The 16,891-nt window shown below is 41.0% G+C and carries 11 protein-coding genes and 1 riboswitch; of the genes, 7 read left to right on the forward strand and 4 right to left on the reverse strand.

Annotated elements, in window-relative coordinates:
* Nucleotides 1–11: 11 nt before the first annotated feature.
* Both lysC and nhaD read right to left on the reverse strand, forming a co-directional pair.
* Complete coding sequence (gene lysC, locus LOS73_RS14310; RefSeq protein WP_457933884.1) at nucleotides 12–1,415, reverse strand: lysine-sensitive aspartokinase 3; 1,404 nt, start codon at nucleotides 1,413–1,415, stop codon at nucleotides 12–14.
* 75 nt (nucleotides 1,416–1,490) lie between these two features.
* Nucleotides 1,491–1,663, reverse strand: a riboswitch (Lysine riboswitch).
* A 101-nt stretch (nucleotides 1,664–1,764) separates the two neighbouring features.
* Nucleotides 1,765–3,012 (reverse strand): sodium:proton antiporter NhaD, encoded by a 1,248-nt coding sequence (nhaD, locus tag LOS73_RS14315; protein WP_033028739.1) that lies wholly within the window; start codon nucleotides 3,010–3,012, stop codon nucleotides 1,765–1,767.
* 222 nt (nucleotides 3,013–3,234) lie between these two features.
* Between nhaD and LOS73_RS14320 the strand changes: the two genes are divergently transcribed.
* The 4 genes from LOS73_RS14320 (at nucleotide 3,235) to LOS73_RS14335 (ending at nucleotide 8,521) form a co-directional block, all read left to right on the forward strand.
* Nucleotides 3,235–4,506, forward strand: a complete 1,272-nt coding sequence (locus tag LOS73_RS14320; RefSeq protein WP_457933885.1) for a hypothetical protein — start codon at nucleotides 3,235–3,237, stop codon at nucleotides 4,504–4,506.
* Nucleotides 4,507–4,509: 3 nt separating this feature from the next.
* Nucleotides 4,510–5,058: a condensin complex protein MksE gene (locus LOS73_RS14325; RefSeq protein ID WP_024605891.1), complete on the forward strand. Its 549-nt coding sequence runs from the start codon at nucleotides 4,510–4,512 to the stop codon at nucleotides 5,056–5,058.
* Nucleotides 5,055–7,829, forward strand: coding sequence for an ATPase (locus tag LOS73_RS14330; RefSeq protein WP_457933886.1), 2,775 nt, complete (start codon nucleotides 5,055–5,057; stop codon nucleotides 7,827–7,829). The genes LOS73_RS14325 and LOS73_RS14330 overlap by 4 nt, the downstream gene beginning before the upstream one ends.
* Nucleotides 7,830–7,969: 140 nt before the next feature.
* Nucleotides 7,970–8,521, forward strand: a complete 552-nt coding sequence (locus LOS73_RS14335) for a DUF4136 domain-containing protein (protein WP_457933887.1) — start codon at nucleotides 7,970–7,972, stop codon at nucleotides 8,519–8,521.
* A 290-nt stretch (nucleotides 8,522–8,811) separates the two neighbouring features.
* On the opposite strand, the gene LOS73_RS14340 is transcribed toward LOS73_RS14335, so the two are convergent.
* A complete protein-coding gene (locus tag LOS73_RS14340) occupies nucleotides 8,812–9,300 on the reverse strand; it encodes a peptide-methionine (S)-S-oxide reductase (RefSeq protein WP_457933888.1) in 489 nt (162 codons plus the stop codon).
* 340 nt (nucleotides 9,301–9,640) lie between these two features.
* Between LOS73_RS14340 and LOS73_RS14345 the strand changes: the two genes are divergently transcribed.
* Nucleotides 9,641–11,494, forward strand: a complete 1,854-nt coding sequence (locus LOS73_RS14345) for a TonB-dependent receptor plug domain-containing protein (RefSeq protein WP_457933889.1) — start codon at nucleotides 9,641–9,643, stop codon at nucleotides 11,492–11,494.
* 618 nt (nucleotides 11,495–12,112) lie between these two features.
* Here the strand turns inward: LOS73_RS14345 and LOS73_RS14350 are convergent.
* Nucleotides 12,113–12,376 carry a YkgJ family cysteine cluster protein gene (locus LOS73_RS14350; RefSeq protein ID WP_457933890.1) on the reverse strand — a complete coding sequence of 88 codons (264 nt, stop codon included), beginning with the start codon at nucleotides 12,374–12,376 and terminating at the stop codon, nucleotides 12,113–12,115.
* 169 nt (nucleotides 12,377–12,545) lie between these two features.
* Between LOS73_RS14350 and LOS73_RS14355 the strand changes: the two genes are divergently transcribed.
* Complete coding sequence (locus LOS73_RS14355; RefSeq protein ID WP_149614088.1) at nucleotides 12,546–13,724, forward strand: efflux RND transporter periplasmic adaptor subunit; 1,179 nt, start codon at nucleotides 12,546–12,548, stop codon at nucleotides 13,722–13,724.
* 2 nt (nucleotides 13,725–13,726) lie between these two features.
* Nucleotides 13,727–16,876: an efflux RND transporter permease subunit gene (locus LOS73_RS14360; protein WP_457933891.1), complete on the forward strand. Its 3,150-nt coding sequence runs from the start codon at nucleotides 13,727–13,729 to the stop codon at nucleotides 16,874–16,876.
* Nucleotides 16,877–16,891: the final 15 nt, after the last annotated feature.

The raw sequence follows: 16,891 nt of genomic DNA on the forward strand, positions 1-16,891 counted from the left end.
ATAACGGTTATTTACGCAGCAAAATCGTTTTCTAATAAACGGCTATGAATAGACTGTACTACGTTATCTGACTCTGTTTGCTCTACTAAAAAGCACAGGTTGTGCTTACTAGCACCGTGGCAAATTAATCGAATGTTAAAGTCTTTTAGTACACTCATTAAGTTCATTTCGTGTTGGCGTAATTGAATCTCAGAGCCAATAAGTGCCACCAATGTTAGGTTGTTTTCTACCGAAACATGGCAAAACTCTGCAAGCTTATCTAGGCATTCTTGATCAAGCTCTGGGCGCGAGGCGTTTTGCGCGTTATCAAGGGTTATGGCTACACTGATTTCTGATGTAGTTACCAAATCTACCGATATATTGTATTCACTTAATAGTGTAAATACGCGTGCTAAAAAGCCGCTTGCTAATAGCATTTCTGGGCTTTTAAGCGTAAGCAATATTTGGTTTTTACGTTGCGTTACTGCGCGTATACCTGGTTGCTGCGATTTTTCGCGCTCAATCCACGTACCGCCACGCTCAGGCTCTCGGCTAGAACCTACAAACACGTTAATGTGGCTACGGCTTGCTGGTAAAATAGTTGCTGGGTGTAATACTTTTGCGCCAAAGGTTGCCATTTCAGCGGCTTCGTCAAAACTTAAGCGTGCAATAGGCGTAGCTTTTGCGCACAAACGCGGGTCGGTGCTAAAAATGCCCACTACGTCGGTCCAAATATGCACACTTTTAGCGTTAATTGCTTCAGCTAATAATGCAGCGCTGTAGTCAGAACCACCACGTCCTAGCGTTGTGGTTTGACCATATTCGTCACTGCCAATAAATCCCTGAGTCACAATTACTTGAGCGTCTAACAGCGGAATTAAATGTTCTTTAGCAGCTTGCGCTGTGGCTGCAACATTGGGCGTTGCTTTGCCAAATTGGCTGTCGGTTTTAAGCACCTTGCGCACATCAAAGCGATCGGCATTTAAACCCTGTAAACGAAGTACCTGTGCAAACAAATACGACGATAAACGCTCACCAAAGCTAAGTAGCTCGTCGTGTTGCTGATCGGTTGTTAGTGGCTCTTGAGCCAATGTTTGAAATGCTTTTAAGGTTTCGTTAAAGCCAACCGCTAAATCGACATCTAGCGATAACTCATCTAAAATAGTTTGTTGAATAGCAAGCACGCCGTTTATATGCTCTTGGCGCTCACTTGAGGTAATACTTGGTTTGCACAGTGCAACTAAGTGGTTAGTTACGCCGGCACTAGCGCTCACGGCAACAATACGTACGCTTTTATCTGCAACAATAATTTCGCTACAGCGACTCATCGCTTCAAAATTTGAAACACTGGTTCCGCCAAATTTGGCAACGATGTAATCTGATTTTGCGCTTAACTCTGTTTGAGGCACTGTTTGTGGCACTGATTGGGTAGTCATTTAGTCTCCTTTCGCGGTATCCAAACCGCAATAAAACAAGAAGAACTTGGCAAAGGAATGCTTGAAGATAAGTCCACTGCCAGAAGCTCTCCACCTATATTGGTGACAGTTTTGAGGATTCAGCCCCATAAACCGAAAAACAATGACGACGTACCATTATTTTCCTCGGCGAGTACTTCCCTCCTTAATGATCATCGGCTTTCGTCGCCTAACATTAAGTACCTAAGTATCGCACCTCTTCTGAATGCTTTATTAACCGGTGGCTAATAAAACAAAACCCCACTAAGTAGCGGGGGTTTGAAAGTTATCGTTTAGACGTCTAGCTGTCAAGCATTTAATAATTTATGAGTTAAATAAAACTGCCCATGTAATACGAGCCCGCATATCCAACCGTGTAACAAATTAATAAATGCAGCGATAAACGCAAGTAGCTCATAAAGGTAAGCGCTTTAACTTTGCTCATGGCAATAATGCCCGCAGCCGAACCAATAATAAGCATTGAACCGCCCACACCCGTTGCATACGTAAACGACAACCAGTGTTGTTGGCTCATTACTATATCGGCTTTTAATAAGGCAGCGGTAAGCGGTACGTTATCGACCCCTGCTGATAATATGCCCATTAAGTAGTTTGCGTATTCTGGTGCCATTACCGTGTATAGATCGGTAAATTTACTCAACATACCAATTTCTTTAAGTGCGCCTACAAGTAAAAGTACACCTACAAAAAACAATAATGTGTCGTATTCTATATCGCGAACAAAATCGATTATGTCTTTGTTTATGTCTTTTTTGCGCATTAAAAATTGCGCCACTAAAAACATCACTGATAAGCCAAACAAAAAGGTTAATAGAGGTGGTACGCTGTAAATTACACTCAGCGTAAGTGTGCTCACTACAGTAGATAAAAATATAACAGCAATGGTTATGTCGGTTTTTTCAATGCGGGTTTTACCTGCACTAGCAAACTCAACACGCCCTTTCATACCTATAGAAAGTAACGCGGCAAGCAGCATAACGCTTGCAAGTGCTGGCGCTATAAGTAGTAACAAATGAGCAATGGTTACTTTGCCATCTAAAAATATCATTAGTGTGGTTACGTCACCGGTTATTAGCGATACCCCACCTGAGTTAACGCCAAACACAATAAGCGTGGCGTATTTAATGAGTTTTTTAGGTTCAAGTTTTAACGACATAACAACCGCAAGCGATATAAGCGTAGCTGTTACGTTGTCTGAAATCGACGAAAACAAAAATGCAAAACCACCCACTAAAAACATGAGCTTTTTTTCGCTAATACTTTTTGGCATAACGCGGTGCACAATATTTTCTATAAACCCCTTTGAATTTAAATACGCTACAAAGGTCATTGCAGCCATTAAAAATAGCCATAGCGAGGCAATTTCTAAAATATTTTCATTTAAAAGATGTTGAATCGTATCGGGGCTTTGCCCGTGAAGAGGGTATATAAAAAGAAGAATCCAGCAAAGCGTACCAAAAAACAGCGTGGTTTTAGCTTTATTGACATGGATTATATCTTCTATAACGATCAGTAAAAATGCAATCGCTATCAGGGTTAGAATAATCGAGGAAACCATGGTAGTTAAACAACCTTTGATATAGTTTTAAAGAACACACAAATAACATTCCATTTCATGTGCCTATTTTCGGCGCGAATTTTAGCACTGCCTCTATGCAAAAACTATTATTAAATGGTCTTAAAAACGAATACTATATACAGACAAGGTTAATTAAAAATACGTAATAATGAGTCTTCTAAAAGAACTCAATAATAAAATACTAGGATGTTGTAACCCCTTATGATCCCAGCTAAAAAGCTGCTAAACACCATAACCGAACATTGGGGTGTATTAGCGCTATTATTTAAACGTTTTAAAATGGCTGACTTTAGCCTAAAAGACGTACAAAACGCGATTAAGCAAAAGCAGCCTACGTGGTCAAACGAACGCATTTATAAAGAAACAAATCGTTTGTTAAACCAAGATATTTTAATTCCACTGGCTAAATCTTCTCAGCTTGAAATAAATCGTGCTATTGCTGATTTTGCTACTTTTTTACTGCAAGAAGAGCATTTAGGTTTAGCGCAAGAAATTAGCGTATTAGTCGACGACCTAGCACGTTTAGGTAATCGCCTAGATAACGCTGGCGAAATAGAAGACTTTGACGACTTACGCCGCTACAGCCGTATTATGGATGATCGGGTGCGTAAAATAATGAAGCTCTATACGCACAACGAAAACGCTATTTTAAATATAGTTGAACAAGCCAAATCAAATAATGCAGTGCAATCGCTGCAAAAGCGTTATAAAGCGGTAATAGAAGCCTTTGATGAATACATTGAGCCAATGCTTGAAATGGTTGATATTCGTGGTGAGTTTCATGCATGTTTTACCCTCATTGAAGAGCAAATAAGTAAGCAAATACTGCACATTGAGCGCTCAGGTAAAGCATATAACGACAAACGTATGCTGGAGCAATTACGTACCCGTATACTCGAAATGCATTTAATGGGCCGAGAAAGCTTGCGTAAAAGTGCCGATATGCTTATGCCACTGCGCGAGGAGCTACGTCGTAATAACTTAATTACTCGCCAAGCAGCCAAAGTACTTGGGCTTGTACGCAAAAATGGCGTAGACAATATGCTAAGTGCTGTACAGCCACATTTTGTGAGCGACGCGCAGCGATATTCGCTTGGTCAGCAACGCCATATTGTGGCTTACATGGCAAGCTTGGTTGAATTTGAACACGAAGAATACCAATTGCCAGATCAACAAGACGTGCCTGCATTTGTTACGCCTAATATTCCTGACTACAACGATGTTAAAACCAACTTTACTAAGCGCTTTAATAAAAAACGCAAAAAGCCGCAGCCCTTGCTGCAATTTTTAGACGAAAGCTATCCAGATCTCGATGCAGACGAAATGCTATTTTTGTATCAAAAATTAGTCAGCGACAGCGATATTAAAATAATTCAAAGCGATGAAAAAGCCCGCGTAAAAATTGCCGGTCAGCACTTTTCTTTATATCCATTTAATTCAGAGCCTCAGCCAGATCCAAAGGCAGGTAAATAAACCATGACACACATAAACTTAGACGAGCTAACTCATCTACAAGCCATTAATAAAAAATTAGTAGCGGGTTACCATATTTGCGAGCAAGACAACGTAATGTGGCAAGAGCTTGACCAACACATAGAAGACTACACCGCCCTATTTACCGCTTTAGGTAACGATTTAAAACACGACAGCCGTGGCTTTTATTATTTTGGTAGCGATGAAAGCACACCCAATATGGGCAAAATATCTCGCGCTATCGCGCTCACCATTTACATTTTAATTGAGCACTACGCCAATACGGGTAAAGACCCAATGCGCGCATTGTTTGACGACGTAAACGATTTAGAGCTTATGCAAACGCTGGTGCAAATTAACAAACATTTGTTTGATCAGCTTGAGATATTTTCGGGTTCGGACCTACGTAAAGACGTTTATCTGCGCATGGTGCGCTTAGGTTTAGCCCGTGAAGTAGAAGGCGGCTTTATGCTACAAGCACCAATTCACCGCTACATAGATGCACTCATGGAAGTAAACGAAGAAACCTACATTACAGAGGACGAGGAATGAAAAATCTATACGGACTAAGCAAACTCGCCCTACTTAACACCGCGGGCTATGCAAAATGTGTGATCCCGCTTGATAAAAGCAGCTCTATTTGCGCGCCCAATAACACAGGTAAAAGCTCGGTTATTAACGCCCTGCAGTTTCCGCTTATTAACGATTTACGCTTAACAGAATGGGACGGACACGATTTAGATGAAACCCGTAAGTTTTATTTTTCATCCGATCAGTCGTACATTTTACTCGAAGCGAACTTGCCTCATGGCTCGGTAGTAATAGGCGTTGCGGGACTTGGTAAAATTGCCGGTTACGCGCATCAGTACTTTTGTTATCAAGGAAAGCTTGATTTAGAGCAGTACACGCAAGGTAAAACTATTATTAAATTTACCAAGCTGTTCAACCATTTAAAATCGCTTAACTACAACCCTATTGAGCTTAAAGCACAAGAACTCAACGCGCTACTTACTGGCGGCGCAACGCCTTTTGACGGCGACATTAACTTAAAAATGATCCCGCTTAATAATGTGCAAGACTCCTCTATTTATAAAGAAATATTTAGACGTATTCTTAACTTACACAAATTAGGCGCAAGCGACGTAAAACGCTTTATGCTACGCGTGTTTGAACGCCATATGTCAAACTCTAAGGTCGACTTTTATGAAGTATGGCGTCGCTCGTTTGATAAAGTAAATCGCTCAAAACGCGAATTAAAAGCCCTTGAGTCAATGCAAGAGCCAATAGCCGCGCTTGAATCAATGCTTGAAAACCAAACCGTGCTTAAAGGTAAATTAGCCGCATACGCACCTAAAATTGACCAAGCACTGATTGATTTTGATACCTATCAAGAATCGCAACTTAATGAGCTGGGTATAGCGCTTGAAGATATAGAGCACGAAAAACACGAGTTTGAGCAAAAGCAAAGCCTATACGTACAGCAATCGCGTGATATAGAGCGTAGACAAACTCAAATTGAGCAGTGGTTTTTAGATTACGATGCGCTTAAAAGCGAGTTTGAACTAGTAAATAAAGCCACGCTTAAAACCAGCCTGACTCAGTTAAAGCAAGATTACGAGTCGCTTTCGCACTCTATAACCAGCGCACAAGGGCAAAGCCTACACACGCTTGACTACCGCATTAGCGAAACACAAAAACAAATTAAGAGCTTAAAGCTGCAACTTAAAAATCTTGAGTTTAATTTGTTTACCCGCATGCGCGAAGACCTCTCTTTAAAAGAAGTAGAGGAAATATCGCGGATTTTAAATCCTGATATTCTCTCGTTTGCGACCACCACTAATGGCGATATAACCATTGATGACGAAGACGCCTTTGGTGAGTTTTTATCGCTATTAAGTGAAAACGTTAAAGGCGGCGTATTAACGCTACCAGGTGCGAGCATTAAGCTTAAAAAGCTCTCGCCTGTGCAAATGCAAAGCGGCGAAAATAAAGAGCAATTAACCGCTCAGTTAAATGCTCTTGAGCATTCACTTAAAGAGTTTAAGCAACAGCGCGATGTTGCAGCAAACGTTGCCGACAAGCAAAAAGAGAAAGACGCGTTATACGATGAGCTTATGAGCGCAGAGAACGCGCTAAAACGCTTAGAGCAGTTTGATATAATGCAGCAGTCGGTTGAAGTGCAAGCCATGCTAAAAGAGCAGTTATTAGCTGAGCGCGAACAAGTTGACGACTACCTGCAAGATATTCAAAAAAATAGTGGCTCAATTGCCGATCGTCGCTCGTTAATTAAATCGAAACAAGAGCAAATTAATCGCCAAACTGAGCGCTTACGCCAAGTTAAAAGTGAGCGAATTGATCACACGCTTGATTTATACAGCGGTAAAGTAACTCCATACATGATTGATATTACGGTCGACTTTGATAGCTTAAGCGATCTTGTTCATCATTTTAATAAAGACTGCCAAGAGCTGCGTAATTTTGACATAAACGTGCGTAACACCTATTTGCATGTATATAACGCGGGTATTACTAAATTCGACAACGAAAACGACGAATATACTAAATACCAAAAGCTAATAAGCGCCTTTCATAATATTGATAACGAACGCGATGCTGTTGAACGCCAAGCGCGTGTTGCACTTACCGAAGTGGCCGCAACTATTAAAGGCTTGCGAGAAGATTTAGACCGCCTTCGCCGTGAAATGAACAGCTTTAATAAAGGCATAAGCCAGCACCGAATTTCAAACCTGCAAGCGTTTAAAATTAACGTCATACCGCGCAAAATGCTGGTTGATAGTATAGATACCATTATCAGTACGTCGCATCAGTTTGAGCAAGGTGACACGCTTGATTTACTTAGCCAAGAACCGTACAGCGAAAGTGCGGTAAACGAAGCGAAAGATCACTTAATTAAACTCGCATCAGATAAAGCGGGTTTAACACTTACCGATTTATTTGATATTCGATTTGAAGTAGTTAACCGCGCAGGTGAAACCGAACACTTTGAAAAAATAGATTCGGCGGGTTCAAACGGCACACGTATTACGATTAAGTTATTGTGTGGCATGTTGTTTATTCGCTACTTATTAAGCGATCAGGAACAAAACCTATACCGTATACCAATTTATATAGATGAAGCGGCCGACATTGACCCACAAAATCAAAAAGCGATTATAGAAACCGCACTAAGCTTTGGTTTTGTGCCTATATTTGCCTCAGTTAAGCCACAAATAAGTTGTGACTACATTGTGCCTATTCGTTCAGTCAAAGACGGTGCACAAAACTGGGTGGATGAAAAAGATTGGATTGAAGTTGAACATTAGCTAATAAACAACGACTAATTAACATAGGTTAATTAGTCGTTCAGCCCTCTTGTTTAGACTAATATTTAGGACGTTTAAATAATACACATTCAAACAATATGTGTTATTTTAAATTAATGCATTTTATTGGAGCAAACGTAATGAAAAATATACTTATTGTTGCAGCGCTAGCACTTCTTACAGCCTGTACACAAACCCCAGATTGGGATTACGATAAATCAGCCAACTTTAGTAATTTTAAAACATTTGCTTGGGTAGAAAACGCCAGCCTAACTAAAGACACAAATAACTACCAAATTAATGGCCTAATGGAAAAACGTGTTCGCACTGCCGTTAACGCAGAACTGAGCCAAACACTAGGTATGAGATTAGTTGATGCAGCAAATGCTGATGTACTTGTTAACTATCATGCATCGGTAGACAAAGAGCTTGAAGTAGATAACTTCAATATAAACTACCGCCCGCATTGGGGTTACTGGGGTACTGGTTTTCAACGCGACACAACTGCGCGTGAATACGAAGTGGGCACACTGATTATTGATATTGTGGATCGTGAATCAAACCAGCTTGTATGGCGCGGCGCAAAAGAAGGTCGATTAAAGAAAAATCAATCGCCAGAGCAACGTGAAGCATCAATTAATAAAACAGTGAGCGAAATTTTAAGTAACTTCCCGCCACAAAAACAGCAGTAAGTTAAAATTAGCTATAAGTAAGTTTTAAAAAAGCTCACAGTACGTGAGCTTTTTTGTGGATGTGTATTTTTGGGCTTACAGACTTAAGTAATTACGAGCTACGCTCGTCACGTCAGCAAGCTGCACGTCTACAAAAAAACACCGCGTCAAACTTTACCTGTAGGCGCTAAGCTTGCTTGCGCGAGAAGCGGTAGCTTCTAATTACTTTATAGCGCTATATTCCATCTTAAATTACGAGCTGCGCTCGTTACGTCAGCAAGCTGCACGTCTACAAAAACACCGCGTTAAATTTACGATTTATACTTATGCAGTAACTCAAGCGGTATATGACAGTAATCATCAGGCTGATTAGTTAAGCGGTCTTGATGCTCAGGATCGCTTGGCACGTAGTTAGTTAGCAGCTCTACCCCTACCACAATTTTATCGGCATCACTGCGCTTGTTTATATAATTGCTTGCTGCATCTAAATGGCTTTGGTTTTTGCTGTAAATAGCAGTGCGGTATTTAGGGCCTACGTCATCCCCTTGTTTATTAATGCTATACGGGTCAATAATTTCAAAAAAGTAGTCATACAGCTTATTTAGGCTAACGACTTTTAAATCAAAAATGACCTTTACGCATTCGGCATAACCATCGTATTCGCCGTCAGTGGTTTTACTTGTACCATTAGCGCGCCCTGCTTCAGTACTTATTACGCCTGGTAAGTGCTTTAAAAACTCTTGTACGCCCCACAGGCAGCCACCAGCAAAGTAAATAGTATTATATTCTTTAGTATCCATTATAAATGTTACCTAATAAGTAATTATACCGATTGCATTAAAATAGTGTTCTATTATAGCGCCAAGAAAATAGCGCAATAACAAGGCGAAAATTATGACATATAGTTGTTCTATATAAATAATTTTTAACGAAGTGAGTGCGCTATTTAATACGATAGAATGACCATGTTTTTAATAAAGTCGGTATTACGTAAATGGTTATCAAATGCAGTTATTAGCAAATTAATGTACAATCGCGCACAAAATGACTGCTGTTACATTTAGTTATTTTATCATGCTCAAATATAAGCTTTGAAATTAATTGTAACCGCAGCTACAAATAAAAAATGATGAGAAACACATGAATCGCACACCACACCTTATAATACCTGCAATATTATGCAGCGTTACTGCATTTGCTAATGCTAATACGCTATCTGATGAGTCGGCAATCGAGAAAATAACGGTTGAGGCCTCACCCACTGCAAATAAGTTGCCAGTAGGTACATTCGACTCGCCTATTTCTAATTTAGAATATGACCCTCGTGTTGACCTTCAATCGCGTAATATGGCTGAGGCGCAGGCTGATGTAACTATACGCGGCGGTATTTTCGAAAACACCGGTTTTAGAGTAGGAAGCGCTACCCTGCTTGACCCGCAATCTGGTCATTATTTTGCTGAAATCCCCATTGCACCGCAAATGCTAAGCGGCCCAGATGTTTTAACCGGTGCCGATAACGCACTTTACGGTATGAATAGCTCTGTAGGTACGGTTTCATTTGGTTGGAAACCGATTATTACTGGCGGTAGTGTATCGCTTGGTACTGGTACAAACGACTTTAATCTGCAAAGTATTCACGCTGCTAAAAACACACAACTTGATAGTTTAGCTAACTATACTCTGGGCTTTGAAGGTGAGTATTCTCATTCGCAAAGTGATGGCACCCTTGATAATGGCGACCATGACTTTTCGCGCGCCTCAGCTCGCGTGCAATTAGCAAGCGAGCACAGCCAAACCGATTTGTTTTATGGCTCACAAGATAAGTTTTTTGGCTGGCCTAACTTGTACACCCCTTTTGGCGTTAACGAAACTGAAGATTTAGAAACCCGCCTTTGGATGCTTAACCACAAGCAAAGCTACGCTGATAACAGTCACTTTGAAGTATCTGCTTATTATCGTACCCATGACGATCACTATATTTACTCGCGCGAAAATCCAAGTGCATTTGAAGCTTTTCATAAAAGCGAAGTTAAATCGCTTGGACTTTCAGGTCGCCATACACAAAGCGATGCACTGGCAATAAATTACTCTGCACAATTTATTGACGACTCAATTGAATCTACCACACTTGAAAACAACTTTACCTCTCGTAAGTATTATAAATTCAGCGTATTGCCTGAATACAAAATGGCGCTTGAGGATAATAAACAACTTACATTTCGCTTAGGTGCTGCGTTTGACGATACAAATCGTGATGACGCTGAAGTATCAGCTATTGGTGACATAACCTTAAACACCCAAAATAGTGACGGCACAGCACAAACCCTTTACTTATCATACGCGCAGGCGAGTCAAGTTGCAGGCTACACAGCCATTGGCGGCAGCGACTCTGGCGGGTTATTTAGAAGTAACTACAACCTTGAGCGCGAAACCACTTCAAACTTGGAGGTAGGTTTATTACTTGATGAGCAAACTTGGCAACTTAATTCGGCTATTTTTTATCGAAAAGATAATAACTTAACCGATTGGACCTTTAATTTTGATTCAACTTCAGCGCGCTTTGCAAACCCAGTTGATATTGATACAGCAGGGGTTGAATTTTTAGCGACTAAACACTTTGATACTGCAAAACTTATTGCTAGCTACACCTATTTACATAAATCAGAAAACTACGGCGCTGCCGATATTGATGCCAGTTTTTACGCGTTAAACTTTCCTGATCACCGTTTAACACTTGGCGCTGTGTACAACCCAACTGATATTTTAGAATTTAGAATAGATAACGAATGGCGTACACAACACAAAAATGCACTTAGAAACGGCAATGACAACGCGTTATTTACCCAGCTCACGCTTAAAATAACCCCGCCACAGTTGAGTAATTTATTTATCACCTTAGCGGCAGATAACTTATGGGATGAGTCGTTTGAAGAAATACCAGGTACACCTGGGCGCGGTGAGCAATATACGCTAAGCGCAACGTATAGCTGGTAACTAGTAACGTAAGCAAGCTTCACGTCTACAAAACAGACACAAACCTACACCTTGGCGGTAGACGTAGAGCTTGCTCGCGTGAAAAGCGCAGCTTTTAATTATTTAGAGTCCAGCGACTTTTACCGTCTTTGTGAACCTTATTGACAGGCAATGCGCGTAACGTAAGCAAGCTTCACGTCTATAAAACAGACACAAACCTCCACTTTGGCAGTAGACGCAGAGCTTGCTCGCGTGAAAAGTGCAGCTTTTAATTATTTAGAGTCCAGCGACTTTTACCGTCTTTGTGAACCTTATTGACGGGCAATGCCCGTTACGTAAGCAAGCTTTACGTCTGCAAAAACAGACACAAACCTCCACTTTGGCAGTAGACGCAGAGCTTGCTCGCGTGAAAAGCGCAGCTTTTAATTATTTAGAGTCCAGCGACTTTTACCGTCTTTATGAACCTTATTGACAGGCAATGCCCGTAACGTAAGCAAGCTTCACGTCTACAAAACAGACACAAACCTACACTTTGGCGGTAGACGCAGAGCTTGCTCGCGTGAAAAGCGCAGCTTTAATTACTTAAAATAAATACTCACTAATAGATAAGTGTAAATAGATGTGTATTAAAAATGAGGATTAAGTGAGCTCTTCGAGCTCTGTAATAAGCGCTAGGGCTTGTGCATTTGTTGACCCGCACACATCAAACATGGCGCTAAAATCGCTACACACTTTAGGCCGACTTTCATCACCAAATAACTTACATAAATTACGTTCGTCCAGCTGAATACAGCGCTCTCCGGCTTTTTTACCATTTGGCATACCTGGAATAGGCGAACTAATACTTGGCGCAATACAACATGCGCCGCAGCCTAGCCTGCAATTCATCGATTCGGTTTTCATAATTTCCTCTGAATAAAAAACACTTACTTTAATTTCTTTTTAGGAACTTAATTAGTCGCATAGCGAGTTGTAACACACATATGTAATGCTTTGTTACATCTTAAAACAGCTTGTAAACACTTTATTGCGTATTATTGCTCTGTCACCACCAATTATGAAGGAATGCCTTGTGGCTACTACAAAACAAATAATACTCCCAATCGCTGTTTTAGCAGGCGGCATTGCGCTAGCTATAGCCTTTAAGATGATGAAACAGCCACCTGAAGAAAAGCCAGAGCAAGATTTACGCCCTTTAGTAGCAACACAAAGCGTACTTTTAGATTCTATAACGCTCGATGTTAAATCGTACGGCATTGTTAAACCAAAGTATCGTACCGAGCTAATAGCACAAGTTAGCGGGCAAGTTATTTCGGTATCAGATCAATTTGTTGAAGGCGCGTTTGTAAAGCAAGGCGATATTTTAGCACGAATTGATGCAAATGATTACGAGGCAGACTTTATTGAAGCGCAAGCAGGTTTAGCACAAGCAAGCTCTGCACTTGAAATAGAACGCGCACAAGCACATGTAGCAAAAGCTGAGTGGGAGCGTATTAAGTCAGACTCAAGCGACGCTATTGCATCAGAACTTTATTTACGAAAACCACAGCTGGCAGAAAAATTAGCGCGTTACCGCTCTGCTCAAGCAAGTGTTAAGCGTGCTAGCCGCAATCTTGAGCGTACTTATATTAAAGCCCCTTATGATGCCATTATTAATGAACGCACAATTAGCTTGGGTTCAGTAGTAAACCCAGGTAATAGTTTTGGTGCATTGAGTGCAACCTCAGTTGCAGAGGTACGTTTGCCCGTTGCCGATCAAGAACTGCAATATTTAAAAAATGGCGGCGTAGGCTCAAATGTTACATTTAACGCAGAATACGCGGGTAAGCAAACAATGTGGCAAGCCAAAGTAATTCGCACCGAAGGTGTGGTTGATCAAACAAGCCGTATGAGCTACTTGGTTGCACAACTTGCAACACCTTATGGCGATAAAACACGCCCTCTTCGTTTTGGTTCGTACATTAATGCTACCATTGAAGGTCGCCCGCTTGATAACGCAATTATTGTTGCGCACCATTTAGTTAAAGATAATAAAATTGTAATTTTAAATGACGATTTAACATTGTCGTTTAAAACCCTCAATATTATACGCGAGCAAAACGGCATGATTATAGCCAGCCAAGGGTTAAAAAATGGCGAGCAAATTGTTACCTCAGCGCTTGAATACCCAACTGAAGGTATGGCAGTAAAAGTTGAAGATATTGCGCCTGATAAAACTGATGTAACTCAACTTGCGCTGAAAGAGGAATAATCATGAACACTCGTGAAACAGGGTTAATAGCATGGTTTGCCCGAAATCCCGTTGCAGCCAACCTACTAATGATATTTATATTAGTGGGCGGTATTTTAATGGCGATGACCATTCGCAAACAAATGTTCCCACAGTTTGAAAGCAACTGGATAAGCGTACAAGCAATTTACCCAGGTGCAGCCCCGCAAGAGGTTGAAGAAGGCATAACCATAAAGGTTGAAGAAAACCTCGAAGGTATTGAAGGCATTAAACGCCTAATTACTTACTCTAACCGTGGTTTTTCACAAGCCTGGATTGAAATAGAAGAACAATACAATCCACAAGAAGTACTTGATGAAATTAAAGTACAAGTTGATTCAATAAACACCTTTCCTGCGGGGATGGAGCGCCCTGTTGTGCGCCGCGATAAGTTTGAACAAGAAGTAATGATACTCGCGCTTTACGGCGACATGAGTAATTACCAGTTAAAAGAGCTTGGCAACGATATAAAAGACGAGCTACAAGCACTGCCTCACGTGAATCTTGTTAATTTTAACGGCGGCTTAGAATACGAAATTGGTATAGAAGTCAGCCCCGATAAACTGCGCGAATATGGCTTAACATTTAGAGATATTGCAGGCGCGGTGCAAAACTTTTCGGCAAATATGTCGGCGGGGCAAATACGCTCTGAAAATGGTTATATTTCGATGCGTGTTGAAAAACAAGCCTACCGTGGTTTTGAGTTTGAAAAACTGCCCCTTATTACCCTTGCTGATGGCGCACAAATTTATTTAGGCGATGTAGCAACTATTAATGATGGCTTTGAAGAAGGTCTACAATATTCAAAATACAATGGTAAAAATTCACTCTCGTTTGAAGTAAACGCATCAAAAGATCAAGACATTACCGATGTAGCAAAAGTCCTTAAAAGCTACATGGCAACTAAAGAGCCACTTTTACCTGCAGGCGTTAAGCTCTCTCCTATTGTTGATTTAACTTACTACCTTGAAGGTCGACTCGATATGATGGTCGATAACATGATTTGGGGTGGCTTGTTAGTAATGATAGTGCTGGCACTATTTTTACCGCTACGCTTAGCATTTTGGGTAATGATGGGCTTACCGGTGTCTTTTCTGGGCGCCTTTTTGTTTATGCCTATTGGCTTTTTAGATGTAACAATTAACCTAGCCTCTCTTTTTGCCTTTATACTTGTACTCGGGATTGTTGTTGATGACGCCATAGTTGTGGGCGAATCAGCCAGTGCCGAAATAGAAAAATACGGCCACACACTTGATAACGTAGTACGCGGTGTTAAACGTGTTGCGATGCCAGCGACCTTTGGTGTACTAACGACTATTGCGGCATTTTTACCACAAACACTCGCAACCGGCCCTGGTGCTGCTTTTTCTAAAGCCATTGGTGGCGTTATTATTTTATGTTTGATTTTTTCACTCATTGAATCAAAACTTATTTTACCTGCGCATATTGCAGCAATGAACCCGCGTAAACCAAACCCTAAAAATCTATTACATCGCTTACGTATGGTGATTGATAGCAGCTTAAAAGGCTTTGTGAATAACTACTACCTTCCTTTTGTTAGCCGCTGTATTCACTACCGCTATACCGTAATTGTTGGCTTTATGTGTTTGCTTATTGTAAGCGCAGGTATGTTTGCAGGTGGTTTAGTTAAGTTTGTACCAAACCCTAAAATACCGCACGACTTTCCGCGTATTGATATAGAGATGAACCTTGCTTCATCTGAGCAAGCAACACTTGAAACTGCACGTAAAATAGAAAGCGTGTTATTAAAGGTCGATCAGCAACTACAAGAGCAATATGGTAAACCGATGATCCGCGATTTATCGGTAAGCCTGCGCGGACGAACGCAAGCAAATATTATGGCCATTTTGGTAGAGCCTGACTTACGCCCTATCGATACCTTTGCCCTAAGTGCATTATGGCGTGAGCAAATGCCCGCCCTACCAGGCATTAAAACCATGACCATTCAAGACAGTATAATGAATGGCGGTCGAGATGATGGTGACGTTAGCTTTAAACTTGAAGGCAAAAATGCTGACGAGCTAAAAGAAGTGGCTGGTAAATTAAAAGCCAAATTACAAACAATGGAAGGCGTTGGCGACGTAAACGATTCAATGCAAAGCGCTACCGACGAAGTGCAACTTGATTTAAAACCACTCGCTTACAGCATGGGTTTAACGCTTGCTGATGTCGCATCGCAAGTTAGCTTTAGTTACTACGGCTTAGAAGCGCAGCGAATATTGCGTGAAGGCGAAGAAATTAAAGTCATGATTCGCTACCCTGAAGACGAACGTAATTCAATAAGTGACATCGCAAGTGTGCGTATTATTACGCCTACAGGCGCTGAAGTACCACTTAGCGAAATAGCCGAAGTTAAACTGGTTGACGGTGTAAACCGTATTCGCCGCGAAAACTCTAAACGTACTGTAAACGTATGGGCTGCGGTAAATACCGACCAAGCCGAACCATTTGCAATTGCAGAAGAAATTCGTGATGAATACTTACCAACATTACTTAAAAGCTACCCTGGCGTTACAAGTGATGTAGCTGGGCGCATTCAAGAAGAAATGGATAGCGCTTCAGAGCAGCTTCGTGATTTTGGTATATCAATGATGATTATATTTGCCTTGTTAGCCATTCCGCTTCGCTCTTACTCACAGCCACTTATTATAATGTCGGTTATTCCGTTTGGTGTAGTTGGCGCGATGTTTGGGCATATGATTTTAGGCATGACTATGAGCAGCTTATCTATGTTTGGCATAATTGCTGTAGCGGGTGTGGTCGTAAATGATTCCCTCGTTATGGTTGATTTTGTAAACAAAGCCCGCGCCGAAGGTGTTGCAATTAAAGATGCTGTAGTACAAGCCGGTGCTCGTCGCTTTAGAGCAATACTACTCACCTCAATCACTACCTTTATTGGTGTAATGCCAATTATTTTTGAAACGAGTTTACAAGCTAAAATTGTTATCCCGATGGCTGTATCACTTGCTTTTGGTGTGTTATTTGCCACAGTAATTACACTGATACTTATACCGTGCCAGTATGTTGCACTAGAAGATGCTAAACGATTAGTTCGTAAAATGCGTGGCAAGCCGCCACTAGTAGATGCCCAACCAGCACCTACAAATAGCTAAATTAAGTAATATCCC

This window comes from Pseudoalteromonas sp. SCSIO 43210, assembly GCF_054133285.1.